The 13,374-nt window shown below is 65.2% G+C and carries 15 protein-coding genes; 4 read left to right on the top strand and 11 right to left on the bottom strand.

Annotated features, from left to right (window positions below; all coding sequences use genetic code 11):
- Positions 1-28: 28 nt before the first annotated feature.
- Genes LDN95_RS02975 through LDN95_RS02965 form a run of 3 tightly spaced genes read right to left on the bottom strand, consistent with a single transcriptional unit; the run spans position 29 to position 2,878 of the window.
- Entirely contained in the window at positions 29-1,747 is a 1,719-nt protein-coding gene (locus LDN95_RS02975) for a phosphomannomutase/phosphoglucomutase (protein ID WP_226016133.1), read from the bottom strand.
- A 19-nt stretch (positions 1,748-1,766) separates the two neighbouring features.
- Entirely contained in the window at positions 1,767-2,063 is a 297-nt protein-coding gene (locus tag LDN95_RS02970; protein WP_226016132.1) for a molecular chaperone DnaJ, read from the bottom strand.
- Positions 2,060-2,878, bottom strand: a complete 819-nt coding sequence (locus LDN95_RS02965; protein WP_226016131.1) for a division plane positioning ATPase MipZ — start codon at positions 2,876-2,878, stop codon at positions 2,060-2,062. The genes LDN95_RS02970 and LDN95_RS02965 overlap by 4 nt, the downstream gene beginning before the upstream one ends.
- 112 nt (positions 2,879-2,990) lie before the next feature.
- On the opposite strand from LDN95_RS02965, the gene panC reads away from it, so the two are divergent.
- Positions 2,991-3,899: a pantoate--beta-alanine ligase gene (panC, locus tag LDN95_RS02960; protein WP_226016130.1), complete on the top strand. Its 909-nt coding sequence runs from the start codon at positions 2,991-2,993 to the stop codon at positions 3,897-3,899.
- On the opposite strand, the gene LDN95_RS02955 is transcribed toward panC, so the two are convergent.
- A complete protein-coding gene (locus LDN95_RS02955; RefSeq protein WP_226016129.1) occupies positions 3,900-4,598 on the bottom strand; it encodes a VIT family protein in 699 nt (232 codons plus the stop codon).
- Between the two features lie 16 nt (positions 4,599-4,614).
- On the bottom strand, positions 4,615-5,286 hold the full coding sequence (locus LDN95_RS02950) for an SOS response-associated peptidase (RefSeq protein ID WP_226016128.1): 672 nt from the start codon (positions 5,284-5,286) through the stop codon (positions 4,615-4,617).
- 30 nt (positions 5,287-5,316) lie between these two features.
- Between LDN95_RS02950 and LDN95_RS02945 the strand changes: the two genes are divergently transcribed.
- From LDN95_RS02945 to arsC, 3 genes are read left to right on the top strand one after another with little or no spacing between them, the layout of a single operon-like run.
- Positions 5,317-6,084 (top strand): class II aldolase/adducin family protein, encoded by a 768-nt coding sequence (locus tag LDN95_RS02945; protein ID WP_226016127.1) that lies wholly within the window; start codon positions 5,317-5,319, stop codon positions 6,082-6,084.
- A 50-nt stretch (positions 6,085-6,134) separates the two neighbouring features.
- Entirely contained in the window at positions 6,135-6,644 is a 510-nt protein-coding gene (locus LDN95_RS02940; RefSeq protein WP_226016126.1) for a (2Fe-2S)-binding protein, read from the top strand.
- A gap of 11 nt (positions 6,645-6,655) precedes the next feature.
- Positions 6,656-6,997 (top strand): arsenate reductase (glutaredoxin), encoded by a 342-nt coding sequence (arsC, locus tag LDN95_RS02935; RefSeq protein WP_226016125.1) that lies wholly within the window; start codon positions 6,656-6,658, stop codon positions 6,995-6,997.
- A gap of 44 nt (positions 6,998-7,041) precedes the next feature.
- Here arsC and LDN95_RS02930 read toward each other — a convergent pair whose 3' ends face one another.
- From LDN95_RS02930 to LDN95_RS02905, 6 genes are read right to left on the bottom strand one after another with little or no spacing between them, the layout of a single operon-like run.
- Positions 7,042-7,461 (bottom strand): DUF3035 domain-containing protein, encoded by a 420-nt coding sequence (locus LDN95_RS02930; protein ID WP_226016124.1) that lies wholly within the window; start codon positions 7,459-7,461, stop codon positions 7,042-7,044.
- Positions 7,461-8,006, bottom strand: a complete 546-nt coding sequence (gene lspA / locus LDN95_RS02925; protein ID WP_226016123.1) for a signal peptidase II — start codon at positions 8,004-8,006, stop codon at positions 7,461-7,463. The genes LDN95_RS02930 and lspA overlap by 1 nt, the downstream gene beginning before the upstream one ends.
- Positions 8,003-10,834 carry an isoleucine--tRNA ligase gene (gene ileS, locus LDN95_RS02920; protein WP_226016122.1) on the bottom strand — a complete coding sequence of 944 codons (2,832 nt, stop codon included), beginning with the start codon at positions 10,832-10,834 and terminating at the stop codon, positions 8,003-8,005. The genes lspA and ileS overlap by 4 nt, the downstream gene beginning before the upstream one ends.
- 41 nt (positions 10,835-10,875) lie before the next feature.
- Complete coding sequence (locus LDN95_RS02915; protein ID WP_226016121.1) at positions 10,876-11,808, bottom strand: bifunctional riboflavin kinase/FAD synthetase; 933 nt, start codon at positions 11,806-11,808, stop codon at positions 10,876-10,878.
- Complete coding sequence (locus LDN95_RS02910; protein ID WP_226016120.1) at positions 11,805-12,302, bottom strand: dihydrofolate reductase; 498 nt, start codon at positions 12,300-12,302, stop codon at positions 11,805-11,807. Before LDN95_RS02910 ends, LDN95_RS02915 begins: the two co-directional genes overlap by 4 nt.
- Positions 12,303-13,364, bottom strand: coding sequence for a 5-(carboxyamino)imidazole ribonucleotide synthase (locus LDN95_RS02905; RefSeq protein ID WP_226016297.1), 1,062 nt, complete (start codon positions 13,362-13,364; stop codon positions 12,303-12,305).
- Positions 13,365-13,374: the final 10 nt, after the last annotated feature.

Here is a 13,374-nt window from a genome sequence, read left to right as displayed (position 1 = left end):
CCTTACATAAGCGCTTTTGGGTGCGAACCTAGGTGCGCGTGCGGACAATTCCGCAGGCAGCGAGGCGCGCGTCGATCGTCGCCAACAGTCGCTCCAGCCCCTCAGGCGTGTCGCTCTCGGCGCGGGCAGTGAGCATGGCCTGCGTGTTCGAGGCGCGCAGCAGCCACCAGCCATCGGGTGTGGTCACGCGCGCGCCGTCGATGGCCACGAAGTCCGCCCCTTCCGCCTGAAGCTGGACGAGCACTTCGTCGATCACCGCGAACTTGCGCTCCTCTGCCACGACGAAGCGCAGTTCGGGTGTGCTGAACGGCTCTGGCATGGCATCGCGCAACTGCGTGAGCGACCGGCCCAGCCGCGCCGTGGCCGCCAGCATCCGCACCGCGCCGTACAGGGCATCGTCAAACCCGTAGTAGTCGTCGGCAAAGAACAAGTGGCCGGTCATCTCGCCGCCCAGAAGTGCGCCAGATTGTTTCATTCTGGACTTGATGTGCGAATGGCCGGTTTTCCACATTTCGGGCACGCCGCCCATCTGCGCGACGGCGTCGAACAGGGTCTTGCTCGCCTTGATATCGGCAATGACCCCGGCTCCGGGGTACTTTGCCAACACGTCTTGCGCCGCGATCAGCAGGATTTGATCCCCCCACAGGATGCGCCCTTTGGAATCGACCACACCCAGTCGATCGCCATCGCCGTCGAAAGCCAGTCCGAAATCGAGACGTCCTTGCGCGACAGCACGTTGAAGATCGTCAAGATTGGATGCCTCAGACGGATCGGGGTGGTGATTGGGAAAATGTCCATCGACAACGGTAAACAGCAGCGTGTGTTGGCCGGGCAATTGGCGGACCAGCCGCTCGATGACCGGGCCGGCGGCGCCGTTACCGCCATCCCAGGCGATCCGCAATCCGCTCAGCGCGGTACGTTCGGCATCGCCCAACCCCTGCACCAGTCGCTCCACGTAAGCGTCGATCACGGCGATTTCGGTCACGTTGCCACTGTCGGCGGGGCCCCAGTCTCCGGTTCGGGCGACATGGCCGAGATCGAGTATGTCTGGACCGAAGAACGGACGCCCCGCCCGCACTATCTTGAAGCCGTTGTGATCGCCGGGATTGTGGCTGCCGGTTACCTGAATGCCGCCTATCACCTTTTTGGCTGGCACCTGTTTTAGCGCTGCCAAGTCCAGCACGGATGGCCCTGTGGCCCCAAGTCCGGCGGTTGCCGGGCCGACGTGGTGCCTTGCCGTGACTGCCGATATTGGCCGAGCCGCTGCCCGCGCGTCCGACCCGGCTTCCGCGAGGTCCGGCGTTCCCGAGGCCGCCGTTTTTGAGGGCGCAGGCTCTGATTGTACGCTGTTGGAACCGCGTGCCTTGGAATCGAACGGTCCTGCTTCTTGCGCTCCTGAGCCCAGTTCCGCTTCGGCGAAATAGAGCATCGGCGTGGGGCCAAGCCCGATCCGTACGACGTTGACCCCGCCTGCGCGCAATCCTTCGACCAGCGCAGCCTCCAACGCGGGCGAACTCAAACGGCCGTCGTAGCCGACCGCGACCCAAAAGGGGGCTTCATCGGACGCCGTTTCATCGGGTGGCGTTCCGTCTGGCGATGGCGTCTCGGCTGATGCCTTATCGCGCGCAAGGATCGCGGCAAAGCTGCGGCCGATGGCCCAGGCATCCTCGACGAACAGCGTTTCGCCGAACACGCCGCGAATATCGTATTCGCGCAGCAGGCTGGGGTGAAAGTGGTGGCCCGGCATGGGGTTGCGGGCCGATGCGTCAGGCGCGCGGGGCGTTGCGGGCGCCCAGCCGGGCCAGCAGCACGTCGCGTGCGGCATTGGCTTCGTGTACGGCTTCGTTGCTGCCCCCGCGATCGGGGTGGACTTGCGTGATCAGGCGGCGGTGGGCGTCGATGATATCTTCGCGCCCAGCCTCAACCGTCACGCCCAGCAGGCTGCGGGCCTTGCGCTCCACGCGTTTGCGCTCGTCATCGCGCCACAGTTCCCATGGCCAGCGACCCGATAGCAGGCGTACCGCCAGACAGCCGAGCAGCGCCAGTTCGATCAGGCGGATCATGCGACCCCTTCAAGATCGACCGGGCCGGGCAACGTGGATTGCGCAGGCAGGTTCAGCCCCGCCACCAGCGTGCGCAATTCCTGCCGCGCCACCAGATGGCTGGTGCCCAATTCGCCCAGATGGCCCTTGTCGAGCAGGGTCAGCCCGCTGGGGAACAGTTCGCGATAGATCACGCGTTCGGACAAGCCGCTGGCAATGCGAAAGCCGACACGCTTGGACAGCTCGGTCAGCGCCTGATCGATGCGGCGCTGGTTGCGCGCTTCGGTGTAACCGGTGCGGTTGCGCACCACGACCCAGTCCATTTCGCGCCGTGCCTCGCGGATGGAGGTCATCGCCCGCTTCTTGCGCGCTTCCCAGATCAGTTCGGCATAGAACGACAGACGGCGCACCTTGAAGGTTTCGGCATCGACCTGACCGATCAGATCGAAATCGACGAAGCTGTCGTTGAGCGGGGTGACCAGCGTGTCGGCGCGCGTGGCTACATGCCGGGCCAACAGATCGTCGCGGCCGGGAGTGTCGAACACGATGAAATCGGCGCGCGACCCCATGTCCTCGACCAGCGCGTCCAGTTCCTCGATGCTTTCGCCACCATAGACGGCGAATTCCGCATTGGGCAGATCGATGGCGCGGCGGCGGCTCGTCTCGGCGCGGTTTTCCAGATAGCGGTGCAACGTGCGCTGGCGCGAATCCAGATCGATGGCCGCCACGCGCGCACCGCGATAGGCCAGCGCGATGGCGACATGCACCGCCGTTGTCGACTTGCCGGTGCCGCCCTTCTCGTTGGCGAAGACGATGCGGTGTGGGCCGGTCGACACAGGGACTTCTCACTTGTCAGTATGGTTTAAGCGCGCGCTTGAAGCCGTGCAGGGGCAAGGCTAGGGCAGGCGCGCCGGGACTGATCTCAGGCTTAAAGGAGTGGCCGCTCAGGTGCAAACCATCTCTCGACTGGACACGCTGCGCGTTGCCGTGGCGGCGCTCAAAAACGGGGGAAAACCCGGCAATGCCAATGCGGATGGTCCCCGCACCGTGGCGTTGGTGCCGACCATGGGGGCGCTCCACGATGGCCATATCGCGCTGGTTCGGGCGGCGAAGGCGCGGGCCGATCACGTGGTCGTGTCAATCTTCGTCAACCCGCTGCAATTCGGCCCGAACGAGGATCTTGACGCCTATCCCCGCCAGCTTGAAGCCGATGCACGATTGTTACGCGCGGCCGGTGCCGATCTGTTGTGGGCGCCAACGGTCGAGCAGATGTACCCCGCCGGGTTCGCCACGACGGTGTCGGTCGGCGGACTGGACGCCATGCTGTGCGGCACCGCGCGGCCGGGTCACTTCGATGGCGTGGCAACGGTGGTGACCAAGCTGTTCAACCAGGTGCAGCCCGACATGGCCTTCTTTGGCGAGAAGGACTGGCAGCAACTGGCGATCATCCGCCGCTGCGCGCGCGACCTTGACCTTGCGCATCCCCGTGCCGAGGCGATCATCGGCGTGCCGACCGTGCGCGAGGCGGACGGACTGGCGATGAGCAGCCGCAACAAATACCTTTCGGCCGATCAGCGGATTGCCGCGGGCGCACTCAACCGGGGAATGGCAGGCGCGATCGATCGGATCGTTCGCGGCGAGGATGCCGGGCCGGTGCTGGCCGACTTGCGCGAACAGTTGCGCGATGCCGGGTTCCACAAGGTGGATTATGCCGACTTGCGCGATGCCGAAACGCTTGTCGAGCTGGCGCGCCATGACGTGGGGAGGCCTGCGCGGCTGCTGGTCGCCGCGCACATCGGCAAGGCACGGCTGCTCGACAACATGGCCGTGGAGCCCGTTTTCACCGCTCAGGGCTGATCAGGCCACGGTCGTTCCGAACAGGTGGCCGATCCCGGCGGTGATGCCCATCGCCACCGCGCCCCAGATCACCACGCGCAGCACCGCCTTGACGACCGGCGCTCCGCCGACTTGTGCTCCCACCGCGCCCAGCCCGGCAAGGAACAGCAGCGATGATACGGGGATCGCCCAGAGTAGCGCGGCAACCGGCACCAGCGCCACCACCAGCAGCGGTTGCGCCGCGCCCACCGCAAAAGACGCGGCCGAGGACAAACCGGCCTGCACCGGATTGGCCGCCAGGTGTTCGACCAGCCCCAATTCGTCACGCAAGTGCGCTTCCAGCGGATCTTTTGCCGTCATTTGCACCGCGACCTGCTCGGCCAGTTGAGGGTCAAGTCCGCGCTTGCGATAGATCGCGGCAAGTTCTTCCTGTTCGGCACCCGGCATCGTCGCCAATTCGCGTGATTCTCGCCTGATGTCGGCGGCCTCGGTATCGGCTTGCGAGCTGACCGAGACGAATTCGCCGGCCGCCATCGACATCGCCCCCGCCACCAGTCCGGCGACGCCGGTCAACAGGATGGCGTCGCGCTCCGGGGTGGCAATGGCCACGCCCAGGATCAGGCTGGAGGTCGACAGGATGCCGTCGTTCGCGCCAAGTACGGCCGCCCGCAACCAGCCGATCCGTTCGACAAGATGCTTTTCCTTGTGAGTGCGGGCCATTGTCGATTGTCCTTCGTCAAAGAAGTGTACCCTGAACGGGCGAAGCGATGGTTGCGGGGTGTTCGAGTTCACGCATCAGCGTATCGGGAAAGGGGCGTTGCAGCGCCGCGGCTGTCGGTCCGTCAGCGTTCAGCCAGCGGTCGGTGTCATCGCCGGGGCGCAGGATGACCGGCATCGCCTTGGGGTGGACGCGGCCGACAAGCGCATTGGCTTCACACGTCAGGAAGGCAAAGCGCGGCCCCTCTGCGGTAGGGCGCCACAGCCCGGCAAAGGCGAACAACGGATCATCCCCGGTTTCGGTTCCGTGCCCTCCCGCGCTAGCGGAGTTGTCGGTCAGCGCAAACCAGTGCTGGCGTTTGCGCCGGGTCAGCGGATCGGGCGCTTGCGACCATTCACAGAACGCGCTGACCGGCACCAGGCAGCGCCTCGCCGGATCGGCCAGCGCGCTGCGCCAGAACGGCGAGGCAAGGTTGCGCACGTTGGTCACCGGGCGCTTCACCTCGCCGAACGCAGGCCAGCCCCACTGCATCATGTCGAGCTGGCGCACTCCATCGCGGGCCACGATCACCGGGGCCTGCGCCTCGGGATAGAGGGCCGGGAACGCGGGCAGGTTGCTCCCACCGGTTTCGGTGGCGAACAATTGCGCGATCGCTTGCGCGCTGCCGGTCATGCGGTACAAGTTGCACATAACCACTGATCGCCTGTTGGAGAGGGCACCATGGCTACCCAGATTCGTCCCAATATCGGTTGCAGCGATGCCGAATGGCAAGCCCGGCTGCAACTGGCGGCGTGTTACCGCATCTATGACCTGCTGGGCTGGTCCGAATCGGTCTACAACCACATCTCGCTCAAGGTGCCTGATGAGGATGGGGCGTTTCTGATCAATCCCTATGGCCTGCTCTATTCCGAAGTCTGCGCCAGCAATCTGGTGAAGATCGACATCGAGGGCAACAACATCGGCGCCTCGAAGTATCCGGTGAACAAGGCGGGCTTCACCCAACACGGCTATTTCCACCGGCATCTGCCCTGGGCGCACGCCATCGCGCATGTCCACACGACGGCAACGATGGCGGTGTGCAGCATGGAAGAAGGGCTGATGCCGATCAACTTCTATGCCTGCAACTTCATCGGGCGGCTGGCCTATCACGATTTCGAAGGCGTCACCGTGCGGGCCGAAGAAGGCGAGCGGTTGCTGGCCAACCTTGGCGACAAGAACATCCTGATGCTGCGCAACCATGGTCCGGTGGTCTTGGCGCCGACTCTCGAATCGATGTTCATCCAGCAGTGGGCGCTGCAACGCGCGTGCGAGATCCAGCTCGCCACGTTGGCCACAGGGCGGCCACCGATCCGCATTTCCGACGAGGTCGTGGCCATCCACCAGCGCGACTTGCGCGAGGTGCAGGTGCCCGGATCGCGTCCGGGTGAGACCGACTTTGCCGCTTGGACACGCAAGATCGACCGGATCGATCGCAGCTGGCGCGAATAGTCACGAAGGCGAGGCTCGCGTTTCCCGCGCCATCGGGCTAGCAAAGTCCGATGGCGCGCCTGACTGTGAACAACCAGCCCATCGAACTGCGTCTGCCGGGTGACACGCCGTTGTTGTGGGCATTGCGCGACGCGGCCAACCTGACCGGCACCAAGTACGGGTGTGGCACCGGCGAATGCGGAGCCTGCACCGTGATCGTCGACGGGCAGGCGATGCCCAGCTGCACGTTGCGCTTGGCCGAGGCCGAGGGACGCAATGTTACCACGATCGAGGGGCTGTCGAGCGACCGCAGCCATCCGGTACAGCAGGCTTTCGTGGCCGAGCAGGCGATCCAGTGTGGCTTTTGCACTCCGGGTCTGGTGATGGCTGCGGCCGCCTTGCTGGCGCGCAACGCCAGCCCGACCGAGGCCGACATCACCGCCGCCATTACCAACGTGTGCCGCTGCGGAGTCTATCCCCGGCTGATGCGCACGATCGAGCGGGCCGGACGCATCCTGCGCGGCGAGGAACGCGGCATACCGCTTCCCGCACCGGCTGTTTCAACCACACCTGTCCTGTAAGGAACGATTCGATGAAGGCCACGATCTGGCACAATCCCGGATGCGGTACATCGCGCAACACGCTGGCCCTGCTGCACGAAGCAGGCGCGGACGTGACCGTGATCGAGTATCTGAAAACCCCGCCGACCGCGGCAAAACTGGCGCAGCTCTATGCCGACGCGGGGATCACGCCGCAGCAGGGGCTGCGCGTGAAGGGCACCGATGCGGTCGAGCGCGGCTTGCCCGAAGCCGATGATGCCAGCGTGTTGGCCGCGATGGTCGCCGCGCCCAAGCTGATCGAGCGCCCGCTGGTCGAAACCGCAAAGGGCGTGCGTTTGTGCCGCCCGAAAGAGCGCGTGCTCGAAATTCTGTAAGTAGGAATGCGGCGGCGGGGCCGGTCAGCCCCGCCTGCCCGATATCATCCCTGAGTGGGGATGTTGGCCTGTGCCTCGGCACCGTCACCTTGCGGGGCGGCGAGGATGGTCTGCAGGCCCGAACCCTTGGCCACAGTGCGCGTTTTGGGATCACCGACCGTGCTGCGAATCCCGGTCGCCGAAGCGCCGGCACGACCGAGAGTATCGGATTCCACGGCGCTGCGCGGAGCGGGACCGCCGAATAGCGCATCGAGCGCCTGACGGCTGGAATCGACGTCCTGCGGACGCGGCGCGCCGGGGTTGGGCGGGGCCAAGGCGAAGTCGGGCGGCACCACCAGCGGAGCCTGACGGGTGACCGCGAATTCATCGGGGCGGGCGCGGTTGAACAGCGAACCGCCCGCGCCGCACGAGGCAAGCAGGCTCGCAGAAGTGGCGAGCAGGCAGAGGGCGGCGACTTTACGCATCAAATGGTCTCCGTGGAGGCAGGTTGGCCCGCATCGCCGGGCTTTTCGCGCGAAAGCAGCGATCGGGCAAGGAGTATCAGCACGCCGAACGTGATTGCGGCATCGGCAATGTTGAAGATCAGGAATGGACGCCATTCGCCGAAGTGCAGATCGGCATAGTCGATCACATAGCCACGGATGAAGCGGTCATAGATGTTGCCCAATGCACCGCCCAGCACCAGCGCCAGGCCAAGCAGATCGCCCAGCAGCCTTTCGCGCAGCATCCACACGACAACGCCCAGCGCGATTGCCCCTGTCACCGCCAGCAGCGCCAGCCGCATCTCTGACGAAGTGGCCGCGAACATGCCCAGCGAGACGCCGAAGTTCTGGGTGTAGCGCAAGTCGAAGACGGGCAGGATCGGAATGGCGATGGTGTTGCGCAAGTCCACCGGACCCATCAGCAGCGCCTTCACCCCGCGATCGATCGCAAACACGATCAGCGCGACGCCGAACGCGATCAGGCGATTGCGGGTCAGCCATTCACCTCGGCCGTGGTCAGCGCTCACGCCTGAGTCTCCACTACGGCGGTGCAGCGCCCGCACAGCGCGCCATCCTCGACCACGTCGGGCAAGTGGCGCCAGCAACGGCCGCATTTGTGGTCGGTGGTTCGGGTGACGGTCACAGCGTCACCATGGCCGCGCACAACTGTCGCGGTGATGAACAACTCGGCCAGATCGGCGTCCGGCGCATTGGCGGGCACCGAAACGGTGGCTTCAAGCCCCGAACCCAGCACCTTTTCGCGGCGCAGCGGCTCGATTGCTTCGTTCACTTGTTGGCGCAGTGCGCGCAACGCCGCCCAGCGGTCCTCGTCGACCACCGATGCGGGAAGCACCGGCCATTCGGTCAGGTGCACACTGTCGCTGCCGGTGAAGCGCGATTGCCACACTTCCTCGGCGGTGAACACCAGCACCGGCGCGGCATAGCGGATCAGCGCATGGAACAGCGTGTCGAGCACGGTACGATAGGCGCGGCGCGTGGCATCGCCCGATGCGTCGCAATAGAGGCTGTCCTTGCGGATATCGAAGAAGAACGCCGACAGATCCTCGTTGCAGAACTCGGTCAGTGCGCGGACGTAGGTGTTGAAATCGAAGTCGGCCACGGCCTGCCGCAGCGTGCCGTCGAGCCTTTCGAGCAGGACCAGCACATAGCGTTCGAGTTCGGGCAGGTTGGCCACGTCGGCCACCCGCTCGTCCTCGGTGAACCCGTCGAGTGCGCCCAGCAGGTAGCGGAAGGTGTTGCGCAACTTGCGATACTGGTCGGCCACCCCGGCAAGGATTTCCTTGCCGATGCGGTGGTCCTCGGTGAAATCGACCGACAACGCCCACAAACGCAGGATATCGGCGCCATAGTCGCGCATCAGGTCGATCGGGCTGATCGTGTTGCCCAGCGACTTGGACATCTTCATGCCCTTGGCATCCATGGTGAAGCCGTGGGTCAGAACCGCCTTGTACGGCGCATGGCCGCGCGTGGCGCACGATTCGAGCAACGACGACTGGAACCAGCCGCGATGCTGGTCGCTGCCTTCAAGATAAAGGTCGGCGGGCGGGCCTTCATATCCTTCGGGCCGCACCAGATCGGGCCAGCGGCCGCTTTCCAGCACGAAGGCGTGGGTCGAACCCGAATCGAACCACACGTCGAGAATGTCGGTCACGCGTTCGAAATCGTCGGCGCTGTAGTCGTTGCCGAGGAATTCCTGCGCGCGCTCATCCGACCAAGCATCGACGCCTTCCTCGTTAATGGCGGCGATGATCCGCGCATTCACCGCAGGGTCGGTCAGGAACGCCTGCGTCCGGCGGTCGACGAACAGCGTGATCGGCACGCCCCACGCGCGCTGGCGGCTGAGCACCCAGTCGGGACGCCCTTCGACCATCGCGCCGATGCGGTTGCGCCCCTTTTCGGGCACGAAGCGGGTGGCGCCGATGGCATCCTTGGCGGCAGTGCGCAGCGTCGGCGGGAACAAGTCGTCGAACTCCGAGCCGGGGCCAGTACGCTTGACCGACAGCTCCTTGTCCATCGGCACGAACCATTGCGGCGTGCAGCGATAGATGACCTTGGCCTTGGATCGCCAGGAATGGGGATAGGAATGGCGGAAGTCGGCGCTGGCCGCGATCAGGCCGCCCGCTTCGCGCAAGGCGGTGCAGATCGGCCCGTCAGGCGCGTTGAACTTGGGATTGATGACGCTGCCTTCACCGCCCAGCCAGCCCCATTCGGCGCGGTACTTGCCATCACCCTCGACCGCGAACACGGGTTCGATGCCGTGGCTGCGACATAGCAGGAAGTCGTCCTCGCCATGGTCGGGCGCCATGTGGACCAGCCCGGTGCCCGAATCAGTGGTGACGAATTCGCCCGAAAGCAGCGGGCGCGGCGTGGCGTAGAACCCGCCCAGATGGTGCATCGGGTGGCGGGCGGTAGCGCCTTCAAGCGCTGCGCCCTTCATCCACATCAGAACCTTGAAGCCGTTGCCGCCAGCGCGCTTGACGAAATCCTCGATCAGCGGTTCGGCGATCAGGAACTTTTCGCCGGCGTGGTCGCCGCCCTTCATCTCGATCGCGTGGTAATCGATCGCCGGACCATAGGCGAGCGCCTGGTTCACCGGGATCGTCCACGGCGTGGTTGTCCAGATCACTGCCTTCACGCCCGCAAGTTCAGGAGTGTCGGGCACATCGACAAGTTCGAAGGCGACGTCGATCTGGGTCGAGGTGATGTCCTCGTACTCGACTTCGGCTTCGGCCAGCGCAGTCTTTTCGACCGGGCTCCACATCACCGGCTTGGCCCCGCGATAGAGCAGCCCGGTGGTGGCGAATTTCAGCAGTTCACCGACGATCGTCGCCTCGGCGGCGAAGTCCATCGTCAGATAGGGGTTGTCCCAATCGGCATTGATGCCCAGCCGCTTGAGCTGGTCCCGCTGAATGTCCACCCATTTGCGCGCATAGGCGCGGCATTCGGCGCGGAATTCGCGCGGGGGAACCTCATCCTTGTTCTTCTTTTTCTTGCGGTATTCTTCCTCGACCTTCCACTCGATCGGCAGGCCATGGCAGTCCCAGCCGGGCACATAGGGCGCGTCCTTGCCCAGCAGGCTTTGCGTGCGCACGACCATGTCCTTGAGGATATGGTTCAGCGCATGGCCGATGTGCATGTCGCCGTTGGCATAAGGCGGGCCATCGTGGAGGATGAACTTTTCGCGACCGGCGCGGGCATCGCGCAGGCGGCGATACAGGTCGATCTCCTGCCAGCGCGCAAGGATGCCTGGCTCCTTTTGCGGGAGGCCGGCCTTCATCGGGAAATCGGTCTTCGGCAGGAAGACGGTCGATCGGTAATCGCGCTGTTCAGTCATGGCCGTCGGTCGTTAGAGCAAAGCGCGGCTGGGGGAAAGCCTCAGGGCGTGGCTAACAACAACCGCTTTGCTTGGGCGCAATCGCGCTCTATCTGCGCCACAAGCGCGTCAAGGCTGTCGAACTTGGCCTCTGGCCGCAGGAAATGGTGAAACGCGACTTCGATCGACTGGCCGTACAAATCTTCTGAAAAATCAAAGAAATGCGGCTCAAGCAGCTCCTTGGGCGGATCAAATGTTGGGCGGATTCCGATGTTCGCGGCACCCTGCAACACGCGCCCATCGGGCAGCCGTCCGGTAACGGCATAGATTCCGTAACGCGGGCGCAAGTAGTCGACCATATCCAGATTGGCGGTAGGAAAATTGATCGTCCGGCCGACTTTGTCACCATGCTGGACGATCCCGCGCACCGCAAAAGGCCGGGTCATCAATCGCGCAGCCGTGGCGCAATCGCCCGCTTGCAGCGCGGTGCGGATGCGGCTGGAGGATACGACCTCGTTCCGTGCGATCACCGGGCCGACGGCGTGCGCGGCAAGACCGTTTTGCGCGCCGACTTGCGCCAATACGGATACGTTGCCACCGCGCTTGTGGCCAAACGTGAAGTCCTCGCCGGTGACCACCGCCGCCGCGCCCAGCCGTTCGATCAACAGCGCGCGGACGAAATCGTCGGCGCTGGTCGCGGCAAGGTCGGCATCGAAGTGGAACACCAGCATGGCATCGGCTCCGGCCTCGGCGAAGAGTTCCTCGCGCTGGTCGAGCGTGGTCAGCCGGAACGGCGCTGCGGCCGGGTCGAAGTGGCGGACGGGGTGAGGGTCGAACGTGGCGATGATCGCCGGACGCCCTTCGTCCCGCGCACGGCGTACCGCTTCGCCCGCCACCGCCTGATGGCCAAGGTGAAAGCCGTCGAAGTTGCCCAGCGCGATGACCGCGCCGCGCAAGGCATCGGGCGTACGTTCGCGCGAATCGAGCCGAATCATGATGCCCGCCGCTCCAGCGTCACGAAGCTGAAGGCCGGGCGCCCGTCGGCGGCGGGGTGATCGTCACGCGCGCTTTCGTACCACAGGCCCGCATCGGGGGCGTCCAGAAAAGTGTCACCGGCCATGTCCGCGTGGACTTCTGTCAGTTCGATGCGATGTGCAAGCGGCCCGAAGAGGCGATAGATCTCTGCCCCGCCGATCACCGCGACCTCGCCGTTCGGGTCATCGACCAGCGCCAGCGCCTGCTCGACATCGTGGACGACCTCGGCGCCCGGACGGTTCCAGCCGGCATCGCGGGTCAGCACGATATGACGGCGGCCGGGAAGTGGCGCGGGAAAGCTGTCGAAGGTCTTGCGCCCCATGATCATGGGTTTGCCCATGGTCAGCGCCTTGAACCGCTTGAGGTCTGCGGGAAGGTGCCACGGCAGCGCACCGTCGCGACCGATCACGCCATTGCTGGCCCGCGCAAGGATCAGCACGATCTGTGGCACCATCTACAGCACCAGCCGCGTGACATGGCCCATCTTGCGGCCGGGGCGGACCGCCGCCTTGCCATACAAGTGGAGGTGGTTGGCCGGGTCGGACAGGATGGCGGGCCAGTCGTGCGCGTCATCGCCGATGAGGTTGTCCATCACCGCCCCCTTGCACGCGAGCGCGGTCGCGCCCAGCGGCAAGCCGCAGATGGCGCGGATGTGGTTCTCGAACTGGCTGGTCAGCGCGCCTTCGATCGTCCAGTGCCCTGAATTGTGGACACGCGGCGCCATTTCGTTGAACACCGGGCCTTGCGCGGTGGCAAAGAACTCGCAAGTCAGCACGCCGACATAGTCGAGCGCCTCGGCCAGCTTGGCGGCCAGCGCCCGCGCGGCGGGGATGTGCGCGGCAATGGCGGGCGAGGCAGGAATGGTCGAGCGGTCGAGGATGCCGTTCTTGTGCACGTTCTCGGCGCTGTCCCAGAAGCGCACTTCGCCGCTGGCGGTCCGCACCAGAATCACCGAAAATTCAGCATCGAAGGTGACGAACCCTTCGTAGACCAGCGGCGTGGCGGTGGGCCAATCGAGCGCTTCGGCATCGGCGGGGGTCATGATCCGCCACTGGCCCTTGCCATCATAGCCATCGCGCCGGGTCTTGAGGATGCCGGGCGTGCCGATTCGCGCGATGGCGGCGGCCAGATCGTCGGGCGAATCGACCGTCGCCCATGGTGCCGGACGGCCGCCGAGTTGCTCGACGAACGCCTTCTCGCTGGCGCGGTCTTGGGCCACTTCGAGCGCGTGCGCCGGTGGGTAAAGCGGCGCATGCGGCAGGATCGCTGCGAGCGGCGCTGCGGCCACGTTCTCGAATTCGTAGGTTACTACCGCGCAATGCGCGGCAAAAGCCGACAGCGCCGCTTCGTCGGCAAAGTCTCCCTGCGTGAAGGCGGCGCAGACATCGGCCGCGATCGGATCGGCTTCGGGCGCGAAGACATGGCAGCGATAGCCCAGCGTTGCGGCGGCAAGCGCCATCATCCGGCCCAGTTGACCGCCACCCAGGATGCCGATGGTTTCACCCGGAGGAATCATCTGTGCGATC

Source organism: Novosphingobium sp. FKTRR1 (genome assembly GCF_020404405.1).
Classification (GTDB): domain Bacteria; phylum Pseudomonadota; class Alphaproteobacteria; order Sphingomonadales; family Sphingomonadaceae; genus Novosphingobium.
Note: the sequence above shows the minus strand (reverse complement) of the source record. Positions and strands in the feature narration are given on the sequence as shown.

Excerpts from the sequence above, each read along its gene's own strand:
- LDN95_RS02975 (WP_226016133.1), bottom strand. The coding sequence starts at position 1,747 with ATGCCGGGCCACCACTTTCACCCCAGCCTGCTGCGCGAATACGATATT.
- LDN95_RS02970 (WP_226016132.1), bottom strand. The coding sequence starts at position 2,063 with ATGATCCGCCTGATCGAACTGGCGCTGCTCGGCTGTCTGGCGGTACGC.
- LDN95_RS02955 (WP_226016129.1), bottom strand. The coding sequence starts at position 4,598 with ATGGCCCGCACTCACAAGGAAAAGCATCTTGTCGAACGGATCGGCTGG.
- LDN95_RS02950 (WP_226016128.1), bottom strand. The coding sequence starts at position 5,286 with ATGTGCAACTTGTACCGCATGACCGGCAGCGCGCAAGCGATCGCGCAA.
- LDN95_RS02945 (WP_226016127.1), top strand. The coding sequence starts at position 5,317 with ATGGCTACCCAGATTCGTCCCAATATCGGTTGCAGCGATGCCGAATGG.
- LDN95_RS02940 (WP_226016126.1), top strand. The coding sequence starts at position 6,135 with ATGGCGCGCCTGACTGTGAACAACCAGCCCATCGAACTGCGTCTGCCG.
- arsC (WP_226016125.1), top strand. The coding sequence starts at position 6,656 with ATGAAGGCCACGATCTGGCACAATCCCGGATGCGGTACATCGCGCAAC.
- LDN95_RS02930 (WP_226016124.1), bottom strand. The coding sequence starts at position 7,461 with ATGCGTAAAGTCGCCGCCCTCTGCCTGCTCGCCACTTCTGCGAGCCTG.
- ileS (WP_226016122.1), bottom strand. The coding sequence starts at position 10,834 with ATGACTGAACAGCGCGATTACCGATCGACCGTCTTCCTGCCGAAGACC.
- LDN95_RS02915 (WP_226016121.1), bottom strand. The coding sequence starts at position 11,808 with ATGATTCGGCTCGATTCGCGCGAACGTACGCCCGATGCCTTGCGCGGC.
- LDN95_RS02910 (WP_226016120.1), bottom strand. The coding sequence starts at position 12,302 with ATGGTGCCACAGATCGTGCTGATCCTTGCGCGGGCCAGCAATGGCGTG.
- LDN95_RS02905 (WP_226016297.1), bottom strand. The coding sequence starts at position 13,364 with ATGATTCCTCCGGGTGAAACCATCGGCATCCTGGGTGGCGGTCAACTG.